Here is an 18,623-nt window from a genome sequence, read left to right as displayed (position 1 = left end):
ACAGCCCCTCTCAAATACAAAAAACAGAATCTATGAATTGCATAATAAATTCTGTTTTTATTTTTGTATTATGAAAAAAGGTTGTAAAAATAACCTTAGTTACTGTGCTGTGCTGTGCTGTGCTGTGCTGTGCTGTGCTGTGCTGTGCTGTGCTGTGCTGTGCTGTGCTGTGCTGTGCTGTGCTGTGCTGTGCTGATGAGTATAACATCATTTTTCTCCTTATCAAGTGTTATTTTTTAGCATAAGTCGTAGAACTTTGTGACCTTGCTCAGTAATTTCGTATTTCCCACGTTTATTTTGATAAGGAATAACAAAATTCCCTTCTTTCAATTCCCGTAAGATACGATTTGTTTTCAGTTTAGACATGTGATTCATGTCTGCTATTTCTTGTTGAGAAAGCGCTACATACCAATGACCTTTTACCTCAACTTGATGCTCCATCAACGATTTTAAAATTTTAAAAGAATCATTAGCAAAAGGCTCAAGAGTAAATTCCATAAAAATCCCCCTTTACAATTATGATTATATCATAATTAAAGTGTAGCAAATCAAACTACATCAGAAAAATTTCTGATTCTCAACATGAAAACAACAAAAATAAGCTATTTTACCTCATTTTTCGGTAGAATAGCTTTTCTTATACCTAGAGCTACAAGGAGTTTGAAGTTTTTATGGATTACCACTCACTGATTGGAATATATAATTTCCTACTGCTCTCTATCAGGTTGGCTTACGACAGTGGTAGCAATACCATTATCGATAGGATTAGCGACGGCGTTTTACTCGGATTTTGATGAGTTGATCATACCCTTTTTCAGCATTTTGCAAGTCAGAACTTACAACGTCACTGTATTTAATGGCTTGAAAAGTGCTGCGCTGTGTTGTTGCTACGGTTGCTGCCTTTACAGGTTTAGCAAAAGAAGCTACTCCCAAGGTAGATACAAACAATACAGCAACTAAAATAAGGTTTTTTTTCACTAGAACTAGTCTCCTTAGATTTGATTTAAAATAGTATAACTATTGTCAGATAATTATCTGATACCAAACTTATTTTGTCAATTAATTGATTTTTCTTTTTTAGTTTTTCTTAGTAAAAGAAAAGCAGAAATTGTTGTTAAGGCGCCTAAAAACGTTAAGATATAAGAGTTTTTCGAAGAGGTCTCTGGTAAACGCGATGACGTCTCCTCTTCTGTTAATCGCTGAGGCTTCTCGCTATCATTAGAAAAGTCACGTTTTTCTGTTTCTATACGCTTAGGCAATTGGATATAAACTGTTTTTTCAGTTTGAATCACAAGGACCGAGACAAGGTCTGTCTCTGGTGATAAAACGGATGCTTCTGTCAAGTTAACATTTACTGGTTGCATCTCTTCGTTTTCATCCTTTGTAGGAGAAACGTCCGCTACTTCAGCGATAGAAGGATTAATCTCCTCTTGACTCTTTGGCACCAAGTCCACTGACTCTTGTAGCCTAGTAACCCCATTTTCATCAGTTTGATGAGGGGCTTCTACCGTCTCTTCCAAAGGGGTTAGTTCTAGAACACTGTCTTTATTAGTATCTTTGTCAGAGACAGCTTCTTGGTGATATTCTGGAGAAAGTGAAAAGGAATGTTCTTGCTCCAAGGCCTTATCATCTTTTTCAGAAGAGTTTTCTGCTATTTCTGTCACTTTAGGACTTGATGGAACATAGGGCTCCACTGACTGATCGTGGTAGTTGTTTGAGAAAGTATCACCACTCACAAAATCGACCAAAATAGGCTCATCAGTTGCTACCTCAGACGGAATTTCCTCAGCAGATACGGTATCGTTCTGACTAGGTAGAGTGACTTCTACAGAAGGTGAGACTTCTGTCGGTTCTAGATGAGACTGTGTTTCTTCTGCTTGAACCCTGTCTGAAAGGCTCTCAGTAGGAGAAACAGGTTCAGTAACTTCCTCTGCTTGAGGCCCAAAGTTCTCTTCTATGACAGGGGACACATCTTCTGACTGACTAGTATCAGATGAGGCCTGACTGTCTTTCTCAGTAATAATCTCTTCTGGCCATGTTTCCTGAGGAGCCGATCCTCCATCATGGTCTGAAGATGGTTGAGACTCTTCTATCGGAGAAGTTGTCGGAAGGCTTGGTTCTGAAAGCTCAGGTTGTGGAGTGATTTCACTTGATTGCGGAGACACTGGCTGCTCATCAGTTTGATCAAGCAGAGGGATTTCTTCTTCCTTTTCCAACTTTGTCTTAATAAAGATCATATCCCACAGGCTTAGTTTAGGCACCTGAATCTGTAGTCCAAAATTGCCATCCTCGTCTGTATAGACGCTTGCTTCAAGTGGTAAGACACTTGAACTTAACCAATCATCTGGTGAAGTGAGATAGGTTTGAGTTGCCATGACCTCTACTTCTTCTCTGCTGTAACCTGGCAACTTGTAAGAGACAGTCAGATTGGATTGCTCCTGTGGTGTTTTATTCTCTTCAAATCCATCTGAATTTTTCCACTCAGCACTGATTCCCATCAGATTAATCAATTGGATAGTCTTAACATTTTCGGAAGCCTTCGTAAATGTCCAAACCTGATGACCGCTTGTTCCGGTCGAATCTTTAGAGACTAGTTGCCCTTTATTATCTTGGGTACTAATCAAATCAGGATTTTCATTCTCCAATCCCCCACGCAGAAGATTTTCATAGGCAGTTACGAACTGCTGATAGTTGTAGAGACGATTGAGCATCTCTGGTGATACCGTCAAAGTTTGAGTTGGGTAATAAGCTGTCTGCAAGAGGCTAAGGTCAGCCTTAGGATTTGCAAGTGCAGCCAAGCTCATATGATAGCCTCCCGAGGCAGCAACAACCGCATCTACCAACAAGGCTGCATCTGCTTGAAACCCTTTACCTGCCTTAACATCACGAGCTGACCCATTCAATGGAAGACTGTCATGATCATAATCAAACTCAGGCTCTTCCATATAGGCACCAACCAGCAATGACTGACCAGTATAGTCATAGGCTTGATCAATACGAGCTTTCAAATCACCGTAACTCGTCTGTGAACGTCCTTTTATTGCTGATCTTCCATTTGGCCAAAGTTCGGTATAAATTACATCTTGAGGAACTTGATAGGTCTTATAGATATTCTCCCCATTAATATCATTAAGGGTGAAATAGTAGTCTGAACCAAAGACGTCTTTGACACGGCTAATAAACTCAGCATAGGTATCGCTCATCATAAATGATTTTTCAAAGTCACCTTTACCTGCATCTGCTGCAGTCGTCACACGGTTATCTCCGATTGTGTCTCCCTGCCAGCCATCAAAACCATAACGTTTCATAGCTTCAAGCATCTTGGTTGAGATAAAGTCTTGCCAGTCTTTATCTGCTGGGTTGTAATAAATTTGAAAAGGCTGTCCGTCAATCGAGTAGGTCATCACTTGCTTCGGATCCCCATAACCTTCGTCGTAAAAATTATAGACCATCTTATCTTTTGAAAAGACTGGTTGACTAGGGTTAGAGTCTGCTGCAATCATGTTGTACAGCATGGCTTTGGCACCTAATTGATGAACAGTATCCACTAATTCAGACACTGACTTAGTCTCCACATAGGTGTCACTCCAAGTATTCCAGTCCTGCTTAAATCTAGGAAGGTCTGGCAAGGGATCTGTCGTGGTGTGATACACATCATAAAAGAAGTATGAATTGATATTCATGGCAGACATCAAGGCTAATTCCTGCTTATACTTCTCCATATTCTCAAGAAGAAGGCTATTGTCACTATTTGGAGACCCTGCGACAACGCCATATCTCGGAAAGACTGTCCAGTCTTCTTCGACAGATAGACCAACATGTTTTTCTGCTAATAGATGATCAGAAGCATCTGATACACTCACCGTTACCAGATAACCTGTATTATTAGCAAACCAACTTGCAGGAAGGGTTAGATTATCAAACGCATAAGTCTCTCCAACTGCAAGAACTGGTGTTGCTTTTTTCACTTCCCCTTTAATCAGATTAGCTTGAGCTAGGCTCAACTTAACTGTCATTGCTTGCTCTTGCTTTGTTGCATTCGTCACTTGAAAAGAATAGGCTACATTCTGACCTGATTGATAAGTCGCTTGACTAGCTACTGGATTTGTTAAATAAGGATTTTTATCAAGATTTATACTAGCAGAAGCTATCGTCTGAGACTCTTCTGGTAGTTCTTGTGTCATTTCCTGATTCATCAGTGAGGCCGGTTCTTCTGACAGTGAACTGGTCGTGCTAACCACATCTCCCTCTGATACATCAGAGTCTGTAATGACCTCTTCTGAACGGTCTTGACTCGAATCCTCCATTGATGTATCCCCTTCAGTAGAAGTCTCTAAAGCAGGTACTTCATAACTCTCTCCTTCGGCTCTGCTTACATCATCGACTGAAGTCTCTCCCAATAATTGCTCTGCCAACTGCTCTGTTGTCATACTCTGCACAGTCGTTTGAGTCAGTAATGCCTCTGTGGCTACCTCCGAAACATCTGAAAAATCAACCTCTGGTGTCTGACCTCCATCCTCTTCGGCAGATACCGTCCTAAACGGAACTAGTAAACAACATAAGGCAACAATAAAGCCATAGAAGCTCTTTTTATTTTCCATCTTCTCTCTTTTAAACCTCATCCTTTTTTAATCTATCTTCAAGAATATCATAAATAGGTTGATACTTCAAGTTATTTCAGAAAGTTTTCAGAAAAAGAGAAACAAAAATTTTTAACCACCCTTAAACATAATGACTCAAAAATAAGCTAAGAGACCTGCTACAGTTACGATAAATCACTTAACCCCGTAATCTTTAAGACTGTTTTAGTTTTCTTTAAGGCTGGTCAACTATACTATAGCCAATCCTAAATAAACTTTTCTTTTTCATAATCTCCAAGAAGAGCTAGCCCTGTGCTAGCTCTTCTTTTTGGTTAGGTCACAATACAATGAAAAAGCCTTTATTCCAATGAACAAAGGCTAGCTATTTCTTGATATTAGAGAATCTCCTTAGGAGCACATAACTAATAAAAGTGATAAACAATCACAAGATGATGATAAATGATCAGCAGGACTTACTCATTAGTGACCAATCTGAAGCGCTCAGTCCTTCTAACCCAAGAAAAGACACTTTCTTCGTAGTTAAGCACTTTTTGAGGCAACTAGGTCCTTAACCGAAATCAGAAGGACGGCTAAGAAGATACAAATCATTCCCAAAAAATCAATTGGGTAAAAAGACTCCCTCATAATCAGAACCGAAAAAAATACTGACGCTACTGGCTCAACTGACGCCAATAAACTCCCCTTTACAGGTCCCACCAAGGTTGTCCCTTTTAAGAAAAAAGTATAAGCAAATAGGGTTCCAATACCAATGATACCAAAGAAAGCCAAGATATTTCCCGTAGACATCACGACCTGATACTGCCATGACTGCGTCAAAACAGGAAAAATCACACCACCCATCAGCATCCCTAAACCAATAACAGGTAAACTGCCCCACTCTCGAATTAATCGCGCTGGAATCAAAATATAAAGAGCATAGGTTACTGCTGATAAGAGACCCCAGAAAAGACCATTAGGAGTTATGGCTAGACTATCCCAACGACCGTGGGTCGCCATAACGTAAGTTCCAAAAATGGCTAATAAAATGGCTATCACTTCTAACATCGTTGGCTTCGTACGATTTTTTAAGCAAATAAATGCCAAAATCAGTACTGGCGTTAAATACTGTAGCACTGTAGCAGTTCCAGCATTTGTTTCTTTAATTGCATTCAAATAGGCGTATTGGTTCATCAATAAACCTGTCAAGCTAAAGAGTAAAACCCCCAATAAGGCTTTTTTCTGGCGTATCAGAGCAATCAAGATTTCCTTTTGATTCATATAAGCCAAAGCTGTTAAAACCAGACCTGAAACCAAGAGGCGCAAAGTCGTCAATAAGTTGACATTGATACCATGGCCCATCAAATATTGACCAGAGACACCAGATATCCCCCATGCAATTCCTGCTGTCAGAACCATAATAGTCCCTTTACTTTCTTTAGACATTACTTCTCCCCTCATGGTAATGGTAGTCCTACCATTATAACATCTTGTCCAGAAAAAAATCACCCTTATGGATGATTTTCAAATAGACTAATCCAATAATTTTTGCAATTCTTGTGCCAAAAGTTTAAGAGCCACTTGTGGATTGGCTTGTCCTTTTGTCGCTTTCATCAAGAAACCTGTGAAGGCCTTGTCCGCATTACGTTTACCAGACTTGAAGTCTGCAACAGCTGCTTCATTGTCTGCGAAGACTTGATGGATAATCGGAATAAGAACATCTGGATCAGAAATCTGAACGAGTCCTGCTTTTTCAACGTATTCACGCGCTGATCCACCGTTCTTAGCTAAGTGAACAAAGACTTTCTTGGCAATCTTAGATGAGATAGTACCATCTTCGATGATGGCAATCATTTCCACCAAGTTCTCTGGTGTCAACTCAATTTGCTCGATGGTTTTACCTTCTGCATTGAGGAATTGAGCCACTTCACCTTGCAACCAGTTAGAGACCTGCTTGGCATCACCACCGATAGCAACAGCTGCTTCAAAGAAGTCTGATGTTGCCTTAGTCGCTGTCAACTGGCTAGCATCGTAGTCTGAAAGACCAAGTTCAGACACATAAGCTGCACGACGTTCTGCCGGGAATTTAGGAAGGGTTTGACGCATTTCCTCAATCCACTCATCCGAAATCTCGTAAAGTGGTAGATCAGGTTCTGGGAAGTAACGGTAATCCGCTGCACCTTCTTTGACACGCATAAGGATCGTAGCCTTGTTCGCTTCATCGTAACGGCGTGTTTCTTGTTGGATTTGACCGCCTGCACGCAAGATCTTCTCTTGGCGAGCCACTTCGTACTCTAGACCTTTACGGACATTTGAGAAAGAGTTAAGGTTTTTAAGCTCTGTTTTAACACCAAACTTCTCTTGACCATAAGGGCGAAGCGAAATATTGGCATCCACACGCATAGAACCTTCTTCCATCTTCACGTCAGAGATCCCTGTGTACTGGATGATTTCTTTAAGAGCAGTCAGGTAAGCGTAAGCCTCTTCAGGAGAGCGCATATCCGCTTCAGACACGATTTCAATCAGTGGCACCCCTTGACGGTTGAGGTCAACCAATGAAGCTTGCGCACCGTGGGTATTCTTACCAGCATCCTCTTCCAAATGAGCACGCTCGATACGGATTTTTTTAGTAGAACCATCTTCAAGAGCTACTTCGATCCAACCATTGTAACCAATCGGCTCATCAAATTGTGAAATTTGGTAGGCTTTTGGATTATCAGGGTAGAAATAGTTCTTACGATCAAAGTGCATGTGCTGGTGAATGTCCATGTTAAGCGCTAACGATGCCTTGATACCTGCATCGATAACACCCTTGTTCATTACTGGCAGAACACCTGGGAATGACCAGTCAATCACATTGGTATTGGCATTTGGATCTTCACCGAAATGAGCAGATGATGGTGAGAAAATCTTTGAGTTGGTGTTCAATTCAACGTGGACTTCAAGTCCGATAATGGTTTCAAAGTTCATTAGTTCGCACCTCCAAAGATGACAGGTTGTTGTTTGTGATAATCAGTTGTCGCCTCAAAAGCTGCTGCCGCTTGATAGATAGTCTCTTCTGAGTATTTTGGACCGATCAACTGCAAGCCAACTGGCAGACCGTCCACAAAACCTGATGGGATTGAAATGCCTGGAAGACCTGCAAGATTGACAGGAATCGTCAAAAGGTCAGCCAAGTACATGGCAACAGGGTCTTGGCTTTGGCTACCAAGGTCGTAGGCAACTGTCGGTGCTGTTGGCCCCAAAATCAAGTCATAATCCGCAAAAACCTTGTTAAAATCGTCAATAATCAAGGTACGCACTTGACCAGCTTTCTTGAAGTAAGCATCGTAGTAACCAGATGACAGACTGAAAGTACCAAGCATGATACGGCGTTTCACCTCTTCACCGAAACCTTGGCTACGTGTTTTGACATAGATTTCTTCCAAGTTTTTAGCGTCTTCAGCACGGAAACCATAGCGAATCCCATCAAAACGTTGCAAGTTTGACGATGCTTCTGACGAAGCGATGATGTAGTAAACGGCCACACCGTACTTGCTGTGCGGTAGGCTAACTTCTTCTACGATAGCTCCCATTTTTTCAAATTGCTGAGCTGCTGCAAGGATATTTTCCTTGATTTTTGGATCAATTCCTTCTCCCAAGTATTCCTTAGGCAAAGCAATTTTCATACCTTTGATGTCCTGACCGATTTTTGAGGTAAAATCAGCCACATGAACAGGTGCAGATGTCGCATCCTTGTCATCAGCTCCAGAAATGACGTTGAGCAACTGGGCATTTTCCTTAACCGTCTGTGAAAATGGTCCAATCTGGTCAAGCGATGACCCGAAAGCAAAAAGACCAAAACGTGACACTGTTCCATAAGTTGGTTTAAGACCAACGATACCGTTAAAGGCTGCTGGTTGGCGGATAGAGCCTCCTGTGTCAGAGCCTAGTGACAAACGAACCTGACCTGAAGCAACTGCTGTGGCAGAGCCACCTGATGACCCTCCAGGAACCTTGGTTTGATCCCAAGCATTCTTGGTTTTCTTGAAATAGGACGTCTCAGTTGATCCACCCATAGCAAACTCGTCCATGTTAGTCTTACCGATGACAATCATACCCTTGTCATAGGCCTGTGCAACAGAAGTCGCATCAAAGATCGGCTCGTAGTTATAGAGCATTTTAGATGCAGCTGTTGTCAAAATACCCTTGGTAGAGATGTTGTCCTTAACAGCCAGCGGAATACCAGACATCATGTTGTCGGCATCGATACCTGCTTCGTCAATAGCCTTGGCTTGGGCAAGAGCTGCCTCATCAGCTACTGTGATGAAAGAACCAACAGCTTCTTCACGCGCATGAACGTCCTCAAGCGTCGCCTGAGTTAACTCTGTCGCAGAGATTTCTTTCTTGACCAGAAGGTCATGCAATTCTTCAATCGTTTTATCATTAAAAGACATTAGGCATCTCCTCCATCTTCAAAAATCGCTGGCACTTTGATAAAGTTATCCTCTTTTTCAGGGACATTTTTAAATAGCAAAGCACGGTCAGTGCCTTTTTCTGCCACATCAGGACGAACAACTGTCTTTCTATCAGCCATAGTTGTTGTGACAGGCACATCCGTCGTGTCAACCTCATCAAGTAAGGCAACCATATCAACAATTTTAGTCAAAGTTGTCGCAAAGGCTGCCGTTTCTTGGTCCGTAAACTCAAGCTTTGACAACTTAGCCACATGGCGAACTTCTTCTTCAGAAATTTTCATGAATTTCTCCTCTTGTATTTTTACATAGTCTCAATTAGTATATCATAAAAGCATGATTCTATCAGCACTTATGCTATAATTAAGTCTTAGCAATATATTAGGAATACAAAAAGGAGCATCATGGGAAAAATTCGCCAACCACTAGCTGAGAAAATCCTAGAAAACTCTGTTTCAAAACACCTTCCAACTGCCATCAAAGAGTGGCAGACCATTTCCAAGATTCACAACGAAATCGATGGTTCTATCCGCTGTCTCTGTGGACAACCTGGTATCAAGGACTGGTACGAGCTGGAAAATGTCCACAACGGCAAGGTACTTATCCACATCGGTGCCAACTGCATCACCTACTTCACTGCAGCAACTGACTTTCTTCCTGCAGATTCCCTCAAAAAACTGGGCAAACTCAAACAAACCGCTAAGGAAGATGAGGAACCTATTTTCACTAAAACGCATTTTCCACAGAGCTTGATTAACTACCTGTGGGAAAACGATGTTTTCAGCGAACGTCCTGAGAATAACTTTCATGCTTACGCTGACTACAAGCGTTTTAACGAACTGATCCACAAGGGGGGTCGTAGAGCCTCTCACTCACCTGAAGAATACGCAGAGCTAACGACCTTATGGCAAGACTTTATCAAGCCTTTTCTCCTAGACCAGCCACGAAAAGAGTTGCACCTAGAGACCTTGGACCACTCTAGCTTCGCTTATCAAAAACGTATCCAAGAATTAGAAAATCAAGTTGCACAGCTCCAAGCACAACTAACCAGGAGAGAAAATACAGCTAAAACTAGGATAAACAACTCCCAGCCTAACACCCCAGAGAAAAAAACAAGTGAACACCTTGCTCCTAGCTCCTACAAAGCCATCCAAACCATTACTCGTCGACGTAAAAACAAGCGTCACCTCCTACCAAGTGACTTTAATCAAGAACTACTGGAGTATTTCCTCGCTCGAGACTTTATCCAAGACCAAGACTATCGCAAGCTAAAAACAGCCATGAGCCATCAGAACTATACCCTCAACGATTATTTGCGAAAAGAAATCAACGCTATCCTAATCCCCTTAACAGAGACGATAAAAAAAGATAAGAGCAGCTGATATAGCTACTCTTATCTTTTTAATCAATAATCTTAGCACCTAGAACCGTTTTAAAATGGTTGAGGGCAAATTGGTGCGCTTCTTCTGTCAATGAAGCAATGGCAGAGGCCTGAATTTCAATGTCGTAGCCTAAGTTATAGGCATCAATTGCAGTATGCAAGACACAAATATCACTAAGAACACCTGTCAAAACAAGAGTCGTAACGCGGCGCTCACGCAATCGGATATCAAGATCTGTCCCTGCAAAAGCAGAATAATGACGTTTATCCATCCAAAACACGCGTCTATCGTAGCGAATTTGCTCATAGAAATCACCTAAGCCGCCATAGAGACGGCGACCTTGAGTCCCTTTGATATTATGTGGCGGAAAAAGCTTTGTCTCAGGGTGGAAAACATCCTCTTCATCATGACAATCAATCATGAAAAAGACGTAATCTCCGTTGTCATAAGCTTCTTTCGTAACGGTAGTGATGCGCTCCTCAATCTTCTGAGCAGGCTTACCAGCTGTTAATTTACCCTCATCTGCTACAAAATCTACAGTGTAATCAATTGAAATCAGTGCTTTGCTCATATCCTAGTCATAGTCCTTAATCTTGTCGAAGATACCTTCGTTAATAACTTTAAGGTATGTTCCTTTCATACCTAGAGAACGGCTTTCAATAATACCAGCAGACTCTAACTTACGAAGGGCATTAACAATAACAGAACGTGTAATACCGATACGGTCTGCAATAACAGATGCTGTCAAGCGGCCTTCGATACCATCAAGCTCGTGAAGGATAGCAGCAACTGCTTTCATTTCTGAATATGACAAAGTATTGATAGCCATATTAACAGCCGTCTGTTTACGGATTGTTTCTTCAAGGTTCTCAGTTTGAAGGTTCAACAACTGAAGACCAACTACCGTAGAAGCGATTTCAACCAAAATCAAATCATCATCATGGAACTCATCGTCATTACGCCAAATGATAAATGATCCTAGACGCATACCACCACCGTAGATAGGGGCAATTGTTGTCAAACCATCTGGATAGATATCTTTTGATTCTACTGGGAAGATGGTCAAATCGCTATCAACTGACAAATTAGCCTCTGTATCATAGACACGGCTAGCAGCCTTCACATAGCTATCTGGAAATTGCTTAGCTTCAAAGAACTCTTCGACACGGTCTGTGTTGGTCTTGTACTTCATGGCATAACCGAGAAGGTTACCACCACCGTTGATAATACAAGCATTACAGTCAATGATGTCTGCTAACTGCGCTGCCATAGTGTTATATGGTAGATCTGTATCAAGACTATCCACAGAGCGTTGCAAAATAGAGGTAATTTTTCTCGTTTTTTCTAACAAATTTGGCATATTATTACTCTTTCATTTCTTTCTTTTTAGTCATTCATAGTCATTATAACAAAGCTACTGTCGAATTGCAAACAATTATCAGAAAATTTTTTATTATCCAAAAAAGAAACAAAATCATTCGGTTTTTTAAACTTTTATACTTCACATTCTTCAAAATATACAGTTTTTATCTCTTTTTTCCGAAGTATTATTTTCGCAATTGACTTGAAAACTTTATACAATTCACAATATTATCGAACATTCTTTCTACTTTTTCAAAAATACACACAAAAAATTGACTTTAATTGAACAAAATCAAAGTCAATTTTTTAATTTAACGTTTGTACTGAGCTAAAACGCGTGTTAGTTTATCTTGAACTTCTGCTAGTTCTTCTACACGTGGAAGATAGACAATTCGGAAGTGATCTGGTTCATTCCAGTTGAAACCTTTCCCTGGTACCAACATAACCTTCTCTTGCTTCAAAAGTTGCAAACAAAACTCTTCATCATCGTCGATACGATACATGTCGCGATCAATTTTAGGGAAAATATAAAGTCCTGCAGTCGGCTTCACAGCTGACAAGCCCGGAATATCATTGATGGCTTTAGTGATAAACTCACGTTGCTCATAGATGCGACCTCCAGGAACCAAGAGTTCATCAACAGACTGGTAGCCTCCAAGCGAGGTTTGAACAACGTGTTGCGCCAAAACATTCGAACAAAGGCGCATATTAGCAAGCATGTTCAGTCCTTCAATGTAGCCCTTAACATTTTGCTTAGGACCAGACAAGACCATCCAGCCCACACGGAAACCACAAATGCGATGAGACTTGGAAAGACCATTCATTGACACGCAGAAAACATCAGGCGCTAGACTAGCAATGGCCGTATGCTCTTTACCATCCATAACAAGGCGGTCGTAAATTTCATCAGCAAAGATAATCAAGTCATGTTGTCTTGCAATATCAACCAATTCTTCTAAAATATCCTTAGGATATAGAGAGCCTGTCGGGTTGTTAGGGTTGATGACGACGATAGCTTTGGTATTTGAGGTAATCTTTGATTTGATATCATCGATATCAGGATACCATCCTGCCTTTTCATCACAGACGTAGTGTACGGCATTTCCCCCTGCTAGACTGACACAAGCTGTCCACAAGGGATAATCTGGCATAGGCACCAACACCTCATCTCCATTATCAAGCAGAGCTTGCAAAGAGAGTGAAATCATCTCAGATACGCCATTTCCAATATAGATATCATCGATATCAACGCCTTGAATCCCCTTCACCTGACAATACTGCATGATTGCTTTGCGGGCTGAGAAGATTCCTTTACTATCTGAATAGCCCTCACTATGACGGGCATTCATAATCAAATCACGAATAACCTCATCAGGTGCTGTAAAACCAAATTCGGCTGGATTTCCTGTATTGAGACGCAAAATCTTTTCGCCATTTGCAATCATACGATTGGCTTCATCTAAAATCGGACCACGAATATCATAAGCAACATGCTCTAACTTTGAAGATTTATCGTAAATTTTCATCATATCTACCAAGAGAGGGGACTCTCTTCCTTTCCTAATAACATAGAAGCTCCTCACTTAGAAGAGCTAGGAACCTTGTTACGAAATAGTTTTTGCTATCTCTTGTTATACTAAGTACTCATGAAGGGCTCTATCATAAAGCACCTTCAAAAGTAGCTGGGTTAGCGTTATAGTGATAAGTCAAAAGCCACGTGACCTTATCTTATCACGAGAGGCTTTTTAGCTTATCAAGTATTATATACCTTATTGTCAGAATTATCAAACTTTCTATTATTGCATCAATCGTAGGAAATAAGCCAAGTAGGATTGATCCTTATTCAACAGTTCTTTTTCTGATTTAACAAGTGCAGGATAGTCAGTAATCACTCCGTCAACGTCTGTCTGAAGGTATTTATCAATATCATCAGTATCATTCACAGTCCAAATAAAGACCTTTTTCTTCAGATGATGGGCACGATCAACCAGTAGTTTATTGTAAGAAAACTCTTCTAAAGCATAGAAATCAACGACTTGACTTGTAAAATCACCAAGCTGTAAGGAGATGGTGTAACCCGTTTGGATTTCAGGAGCTAACTTTTCGACCTTTTCAATCGTTGCTAGCTTCAGTGACATCGCTAAGTAGGTCTGACTAACACCTAGTTCCTTCAGTTTAGTCACAAATAGCTGCTCATAGTCTTCTGGCTCCTCTCCTGTTGGCTTTAGTTCGACCAAGAGTTTAACCCCTAACTCCTTAGCCTTGGCGACATAGGTGTCAAAAGAAACGATACGACTCGTGTGACCATTTTGATGGGTAGCTAGTCCAATCACATCACGCGCTTTCGACTGCGAAATCAACTTGTCTTTTCCTGTCAAACGTTTTAAGTTATTGTCGTGACTCACAATAAACTGCTTATCTTTTGACAAAATAACATCCATTTCAACATAATCAGCACCTTCTTTGGCAGCTGCCTCCAAAGCTTCTAGAGAATTTTCCACACCCTTATTCACATCGCCTCGATGAGCCAATATTTGAGCATTCGTTTCGGCCTTGTCTGATGCCTGTATGCTATTATAAATCAAACTTACCCCACCGATAATGGTCACCAGAACTAGCAAGAGCATACCACGACGTTTGACCCTTTCTCTAGATGCTTCTGAAAGATGGTCAGCCCTGTCACGTCCAATAAGCGTCAACAAGTACGACAAAGAAGTCAATTTAAAGAGTAAGGTTCCCACAAAGCTAAGTCCCCAAATAAAGGACAAAAACAAGACCTCGATCAATAGATTATCCTGATGACTATCCAAATAACTAGCAATACCGATGCCAATACTTGATATCACTCCCATGATAAACATCAAAATGAGCAGGGCTATCACTAGCCCAAACAAGCGAAAACTCTTCACCCCTTTGGTCTCTCGCCACGATGATAGCATGTGATACACAAATCGTTCCCCCTGACCGGTTACCGTAAACGGGATGGTAAAAATCAAGCGGATATTAAGATAGGCTAAACCAAGATAAAGGCTGTAATAAAGCCACTTTCCTTGAGTTGATTTTAACAATTCTCCAGTTAAAAATTTTGGAATATAGAGACCTTCCAGTAAAACTGATGAAAAAAGGAACTGCAAGAAAGGTAAAGTGAGAACCAGATAAAATATGAAAGCAAACAGATGCCAACCAGAGATAGACCTCAGAAAATTGAGAGTATCCGTCCGTAAACGCCTAAAGGTTAGACTCAACTTAGCTTCCTTATGTCTAATCATCTCTACCAAGAGGGAAAATTCAAAATACACCAGAAAAGCCAAGGCAAAAAGATACCCCAAAAGTAATAACAGGGTCACAGGATTTGCCAAAAAACTGCCAAGGTTATCTGTCGTGATCCCTGGTAAATGACTACTGATCAATAGCATCCTAAACAGCAAGGATAAGACAAAAGAGCCCCCTAAGGTCACCACCAACTGCAAGACCATTCCTCGCAAGGTATAGGTGTAACGATGACGGTAAAGATCTTTTAAAACCGTCTGAATCATCTTCATTAAAGACATATCACTACCTCAAAAATAGAATACCTTTATTTTATCAAAAAATGATAGGAAAATTTCACTGAAACGCTTTCATTTTCTTTCAAATGGGAGTATAATAAAGGTGAACTTGGGAAGGTCTTCCCAACAACTAACAAGGAGGGCAAGCTTATGTCTCAAAAATATGAACGTATTCTAGTCGCAATCGATGGTTCCTACGAATCAGAACTCGCTTTTAACAAGGCTGTTAACGTAGCTCTACGCAATGGTGCAGAGCTACTCCTGACACACGTCATCGATACACGCGCTCTCCAAAGCGTTGCTACTTTTGACTCTTATATCTATGAAAAACTTGAACAAGAAGCCAAAGATGTCTTAGCTGACTTTGATAGACAAGCACGCGAACGTGGTCTCAGCAAGATCCGTCAAGTCATCGAATTTGGTAATCCAAAGACTCTTCTTGCTAAAGATATCCCAGACAAAGAAAAGGTCGATCTCATCATGGTTGGTGCGACTGGTCTCAATACTTTCGAACGCCTCCTTATCGGCTCTTCATCCGAATATATTATGAGACACGCTAAAGTTGACCTCTTGGTCGTACGTGATACAGATAAAGTCTTTTAAACAATAAACAAAAGCACGCCCAGAAAATCTAGGCGTGCTTTCATTTGTCATCTTTTTTTCGATTTAAGGATTTTTGAATCTGTCTATCTAATTCTCTTCTGATAGATGGCTCAGGAGCAAAGCGCTCCTCCCAATCATCTGGTTTTAAAATTTTATGCGTTACCGGATCAAAATGTGCCTTGCCATCTGGGAAAATTTTACCCATGTTCGCTTCATGAACGGTATCAAAGAAAGGTTTGGGATCTACCCCCATTAACACAAATGAGCCGTAAGTTAGGTAGAGCAAGTCTGTCAAAGCATCCACTTGTCCCACCAAAGGACTTTCTGGATGTGGTTTTGACAAGACTTTTTTAGCAGCTTTATCAACCGCCTGATGCAGGTTAGCAACCGCCTGCTCAAAAAGCTCTGGATTGCCCTGACAAGCAGCATAGAGGAATTCAACGATTTCTTCTACTTTAAAATCTGAGCGATGACCTCCTTCTACCATATCATATAGACGAGGGGTCTCACAGGTTTCACCATCCATCAACTGATGGAAATCCTTAACCTTATTAAAGTTCTCATCGCTAGATTTAAAACTATGTTCAGGCATCAAATGAACCAAACCATAGTGGGCTAGTGCTTTTGAGATGCCATCGTTATTATTGGATGCTGTTGTGTAGTGAGCGGCTGATTTAACCTCGTCTTTGGCATTTCCCATAGCAACGCCCACTCCGACACCAGACAACATCTCAATGTCGTTTTCAGAGTCTCCAAAAGCCATGACTTCAGACATCTCAAAACCAAAGACCTGACCAACTCGATAAATCCCATGAATTTTAGATTGGTTTCTGGAAATCAGATCGGCTGAATAAGGACTCGAACGGGTTACTTTGATTTGTGGAAAGCGATTTTGAAGTTTTTGAGTCTCTCCTTCTGTGGCTACGAGAACAATCTGATAAACTGGCTCACGCATGATCGTTTTGAGGGCTTCAATATTTTGTGGTTTAAAACGCCTCACCAAATGTTTAAAACTGCGTTCGACTGCTTTTGCCCATTTTTTAGGAACTATAGTAGATACCAACTGACCAAAAGGGCTGGTCCCCATCCCAATAATCCCAGAACCTACCAAACCTGATGAGGTTCCTAGAGAAATTTCACGACGCTTATCACTAGCGTAACGAATCACACGATAAATCATCGATTTTGACAGCTGGTTTTGATAAAGGATGCGATCCCTTGTAAAAATGTATTGACCATTATAAGTGACTGCAAAATCTAAGCCAAGATTGTCCATAAAAGGCTCCACAAAACCTGGACCACGACCAGTCGCAAGCCCTACCAAGATGCCTTGTTCTTTCAAACTTTGGATAGCTTTCTGCGTTGATTTTTGAACCCGTTTCGTATCACTCAACAGCGTCCCATCAATATCAAAAAACACAGCTTTAATTGCCAATTACTGCTTTCCTCTTTCTTTTTATGTTACAATAAATTATAACATATTTTAAAGGTAGTATCATGAACAAACAAAAAAACATCCTCGTTCTGCACACTGGCGGCACCATTTCCATGACAGCTGATGAAGGTGGTAATGTTCGTCCCAATCAAGACAATCCCATGAATCACGTCGGAGTTAATCTCGATCATATCACGATTACTAGCATTGACTTCCTCAATATCCCCAGCCCCCACATCACAACACAACACATGCTGATGATTTATCATAAAATCAGAGAAACGGCTGGGCGATTTGACGGGGTCGTCATCACTCACGGTACTGACACGCTAGAAGAGACAGCTTACTTCTTGGATACCATGGCGGTGCCTGAAATCCCTATCGTCCTGACAGGTGCCATGCGTTCTTCCAATGAACTGGGTAGCGACGGGGTTTACAATTACCTGTCTGCTCTACGTGTTGCCAGTCATGATAAGGCAGCTGATAAGGGCGTTTTGGTCGTCATGAACGACGAAATCCACGCTGCCAAGTATGTCACTAAAACCCACACCACTAATGTGTCAACCTTCCAGACCCCAACTCATGGACCTCTGGGTATTATCATGAAACACGATATTCTCTTTTTCAAAACAGCTGAACCTCGTGTTCGCTTTGACTTAGAGGAGATTTCAGGGACTATTCCTATTGTCAAAGCTTACGCTGGTATGGGAGGAGAAGGTATCATCAGTTTCTTAGGACCTCATAACGTGCAAGGTGTCGTTATCGAAGCCCTTGGTGCCGGCAATATGCCTCCGCGTGCTGCCCAAGAGATCACAACCCTTATCTCTCAAGGTGTGCCAGTCGTCTTGGTCTCTCGCTGTTTTAACGGTATCGCAGAGCCCGTCTATGCTTACGAAGGTGGTGGCGTGCTTCTACAAGAAACTGGCGTCATGTTTGTCAAAGAACTCAATGCCCAAAAAGCTCGCCTCAAGCTCCTCATCGCCCTTAATGCTGGTCTGACAGGAGATGACTTAAAAGACTATATTGAAGGCTAATAGCTCTGCTATTTTTAAAGAAAGAAAATCATGAAACTAACTATCACTGCTACCGATAAAGCAAAAGAACAAGACTTTCATTACGAGCTCAACATCCCCAACAAGCAAGCCATCACAGCCATGGCCTGCACCACTTTGGTTATCTGCTCTCTAATCTGGAGAAAGTCAAAGAAACATAAACTCTAATCACTAACTAGACTAAAACGAGTTTGAGACAAAATAACCTCA

Annotated in this window: 17 protein-coding genes; 4 read left to right on the top strand and 13 right to left on the bottom strand. The window is 41.2% G+C overall.

Annotation, left to right across the window (positions count from 1 at the left end; all coding sequences use genetic code 11):
- Nucleotides 1-10: 10 nt before the first annotated feature.
- The 8 genes from JOC31_RS09820 to gatC all read right to left on the bottom strand — a co-directional run bounded on the left by JOC31_RS09820 (nt 11) and on the right by gatC (nt 9,315).
- Entirely contained in the window at nt 11-211 is a 201-nt protein-coding gene (locus tag JOC31_RS09820; protein WP_239551611.1) for a hypothetical protein, read from the bottom strand.
- A gap of 11 nt (nt 212-222) precedes the next feature.
- Nucleotides 223-498 (bottom strand): helix-turn-helix domain-containing protein, encoded by a 276-nt coding sequence (locus JOC31_RS00860; protein WP_205016331.1) that lies wholly within the window; start codon nt 496-498, stop codon nt 223-225.
- Nucleotides 499-765: 267 nt separating this feature from the next.
- The gene (locus JOC31_RS00855; RefSeq protein WP_205016330.1) at nt 766-978 is read right to left on the bottom strand and encodes a hypothetical protein; all 213 of its coding nucleotides are present in this window, start codon (nt 976-978) and stop codon (nt 766-768) included.
- A gap of 77 nt (nt 979-1,055) precedes the next feature.
- Nucleotides 1,056-4,601 (bottom strand): glycoside hydrolase family 66 protein, encoded by a 3,546-nt coding sequence (locus JOC31_RS00850; protein WP_205016329.1) that lies wholly within the window; start codon nt 4,599-4,601, stop codon nt 1,056-1,058.
- Nucleotides 4,602-5,120: 519 nt separating this feature from the next.
- On the bottom strand, nt 5,121-6,023 hold the full coding sequence (locus JOC31_RS00845) for a DMT family transporter (protein WP_205016328.1): 903 nt from the start codon (nt 6,021-6,023) through the stop codon (nt 5,121-5,123).
- 87 nt (nt 6,024-6,110) lie between these two features.
- Complete coding sequence (gene gatB, locus JOC31_RS00840; protein WP_205016327.1) at nt 6,111-7,547, bottom strand: Asp-tRNA(Asn)/Glu-tRNA(Gln) amidotransferase subunit GatB; 1,437 nt, start codon at nt 7,545-7,547, stop codon at nt 6,111-6,113.
- Nucleotides 7,547-9,013, bottom strand: a complete 1,467-nt coding sequence (gatA, locus tag JOC31_RS00835; RefSeq protein WP_205016326.1) for an Asp-tRNA(Asn)/Glu-tRNA(Gln) amidotransferase subunit GatA — start codon at nt 9,011-9,013, stop codon at nt 7,547-7,549. The genes gatB and gatA overlap by 1 nt, the downstream gene beginning before the upstream one ends.
- Nucleotides 9,013-9,315: an Asp-tRNA(Asn)/Glu-tRNA(Gln) amidotransferase subunit GatC gene (gene gatC / locus JOC31_RS00830; protein ID WP_205016325.1), complete on the bottom strand. Its 303-nt coding sequence runs from the start codon at nt 9,313-9,315 to the stop codon at nt 9,013-9,015. Before gatC ends, gatA begins: the two co-directional genes overlap by 1 nt.
- A 120-nt stretch (nt 9,316-9,435) precedes the next feature.
- On the opposite strand from gatC, the gene JOC31_RS00825 reads away from it, so the two are divergent.
- Nucleotides 9,436-10,413 (top strand): hypothetical protein, encoded by a 978-nt coding sequence (locus JOC31_RS00825; protein ID WP_205016324.1) that lies wholly within the window; start codon nt 9,436-9,438, stop codon nt 10,411-10,413.
- Nucleotides 10,414-10,432: 19 nt separating this feature from the next.
- Here JOC31_RS00825 and JOC31_RS00820 read toward each other — a convergent pair whose 3' ends face one another.
- From JOC31_RS00820 to JOC31_RS00805, 4 genes are all read right to left on the bottom strand, one after another.
- Nucleotides 10,433-10,984, bottom strand: a complete 552-nt coding sequence (locus JOC31_RS00820) for a cysteine hydrolase family protein (RefSeq protein WP_205016323.1) — start codon at nt 10,982-10,984, stop codon at nt 10,433-10,435.
- Between the two features lie 3 nt (nt 10,985-10,987).
- The gene (codY, locus tag JOC31_RS00815) at nt 10,988-11,773 is read right to left on the bottom strand and encodes a GTP-sensing pleiotropic transcriptional regulator CodY (RefSeq protein WP_205016322.1); all 786 of its coding nucleotides are present in this window, start codon (nt 11,771-11,773) and stop codon (nt 10,988-10,990) included.
- A gap of 313 nt (nt 11,774-12,086) precedes the next feature.
- The gene (locus tag JOC31_RS00810; RefSeq protein ID WP_205016342.1) at nt 12,087-13,301 is read right to left on the bottom strand and encodes a pyridoxal phosphate-dependent aminotransferase; all 1,215 of its coding nucleotides are present in this window, start codon (nt 13,299-13,301) and stop codon (nt 12,087-12,089) included.
- Nucleotides 13,302-13,571: 270 nt separating this feature from the next.
- On the bottom strand, nt 13,572-15,326 hold the full coding sequence (locus tag JOC31_RS00805) for a glycerophosphoryl diester phosphodiesterase membrane domain-containing protein (protein WP_239551610.1): 1,755 nt from the start codon (nt 15,324-15,326) through the stop codon (nt 13,572-13,574).
- Between the two features lie 147 nt (nt 15,327-15,473).
- On the opposite strand from JOC31_RS00805, the gene JOC31_RS00800 reads away from it, so the two are divergent.
- Nucleotides 15,474-15,926 carry a universal stress protein gene (locus tag JOC31_RS00800; RefSeq protein ID WP_205016321.1) on the top strand — a complete coding sequence of 151 codons (453 nt, stop codon included), beginning with the start codon at nt 15,474-15,476 and terminating at the stop codon, nt 15,924-15,926.
- 40 nt (nt 15,927-15,966) lie between these two features.
- Here JOC31_RS00800 and JOC31_RS00795 read toward each other — a convergent pair whose 3' ends face one another.
- Nucleotides 15,967-17,361, bottom strand: coding sequence for an HAD-IIB family hydrolase (locus tag JOC31_RS00795; RefSeq protein ID WP_205016320.1), 1,395 nt, complete (start codon nt 17,359-17,361; stop codon nt 15,967-15,969).
- A 62-nt stretch (nt 17,362-17,423) separates the two neighbouring features.
- Between JOC31_RS00795 and JOC31_RS00790 the strand changes: the two genes are divergently transcribed.
- Together JOC31_RS00790 and JOC31_RS00785 are read left to right on the top strand one after the other, a co-directional pair.
- Nucleotides 17,424-18,395, top strand: coding sequence for an asparaginase (locus JOC31_RS00790; RefSeq protein WP_205016319.1), 972 nt, complete (start codon nt 17,424-17,426; stop codon nt 18,393-18,395).
- A 30-nt stretch (nt 18,396-18,425) separates the two neighbouring features.
- Nucleotides 18,426-18,581 carry a hypothetical protein gene (locus JOC31_RS00785; RefSeq protein ID WP_205016318.1) on the top strand — a complete coding sequence of 52 codons (156 nt, stop codon included), beginning with the start codon at nt 18,426-18,428 and terminating at the stop codon, nt 18,579-18,581.
- The last annotated feature ends 42 nt before the right edge of the window (nt 18,582-18,623 follow it).

The organism is Streptococcus saliviloxodontae, from assembly GCF_016908655.1.
GTDB classification, from domain to species: domain Bacteria; phylum Bacillota; class Bacilli; order Lactobacillales; family Streptococcaceae; genus Streptococcus; species Streptococcus saliviloxodontae.
This window is presented reverse-complemented; position numbering and strand designations above follow the sequence as displayed.

Coding starts and splice junctions, on each gene's coding strand:
- JOC31_RS09820 (WP_239551611.1), bottom strand. CDS start 211: ATGATGTTATACTCATCAGCACAGCACAGCACAGCACAGCACAGCACA.
- JOC31_RS00860 (WP_205016331.1), bottom strand. CDS start 498: ATGGAATTTACTCTTGAGCCTTTTGCTAATGATTCTTTTAAAATTTTA.
- JOC31_RS00850 (WP_205016329.1), bottom strand. CDS start 4,601: ATGGAAAATAAAAAGAGCTTCTATGGCTTTATTGTTGCCTTATGTTGT.
- JOC31_RS00845 (WP_205016328.1), bottom strand. CDS start 6,023: ATGTCTAAAGAAAGTAAAGGGACTATTATGGTTCTGACAGCAGGAATT.
- gatB (WP_205016327.1), bottom strand. CDS start 7,547: ATGAACTTTGAAACCATTATCGGACTTGAAGTCCACGTTGAATTGAAC.
- gatA (WP_205016326.1), bottom strand. CDS start 9,013: ATGTCTTTTAATGATAAAACGATTGAAGAATTGCATGACCTTCTGGTC.
- gatC (WP_205016325.1), bottom strand. CDS start 9,315: ATGAAAATTTCTGAAGAAGAAGTTCGCCATGTGGCTAAGTTGTCAAAG.
- JOC31_RS00825 (WP_205016324.1), top strand. CDS start 9,436: ATGGGAAAAATTCGCCAACCACTAGCTGAGAAAATCCTAGAAAACTCT.
- JOC31_RS00820 (WP_205016323.1), bottom strand. CDS start 10,984: ATGAGCAAAGCACTGATTTCAATTGATTACACTGTAGATTTTGTAGCA.
- codY (WP_205016322.1), bottom strand. CDS start 11,773: ATGCCAAATTTGTTAGAAAAAACGAGAAAAATTACCTCTATTTTGCAA.
- JOC31_RS00810 (WP_205016342.1), bottom strand. CDS start 13,301: ATGAAAATTTACGATAAATCTTCAAAGTTAGAGCATGTTGCTTATGAT.
- JOC31_RS00805 (WP_239551610.1), bottom strand. CDS start 15,326: ATGTCTTTAATGAAGATGATTCAGACGGTTTTAAAAGATCTTTACCGT.
- JOC31_RS00800 (WP_205016321.1), top strand. CDS start 15,474: ATGTCTCAAAAATATGAACGTATTCTAGTCGCAATCGATGGTTCCTAC.
- JOC31_RS00790 (WP_205016319.1), top strand. CDS start 17,424: ATGAACAAACAAAAAAACATCCTCGTTCTGCACACTGGCGGCACCATT.
- JOC31_RS00785 (WP_205016318.1), top strand. CDS start 18,426: ATGAAACTAACTATCACTGCTACCGATAAAGCAAAAGAACAAGACTTT.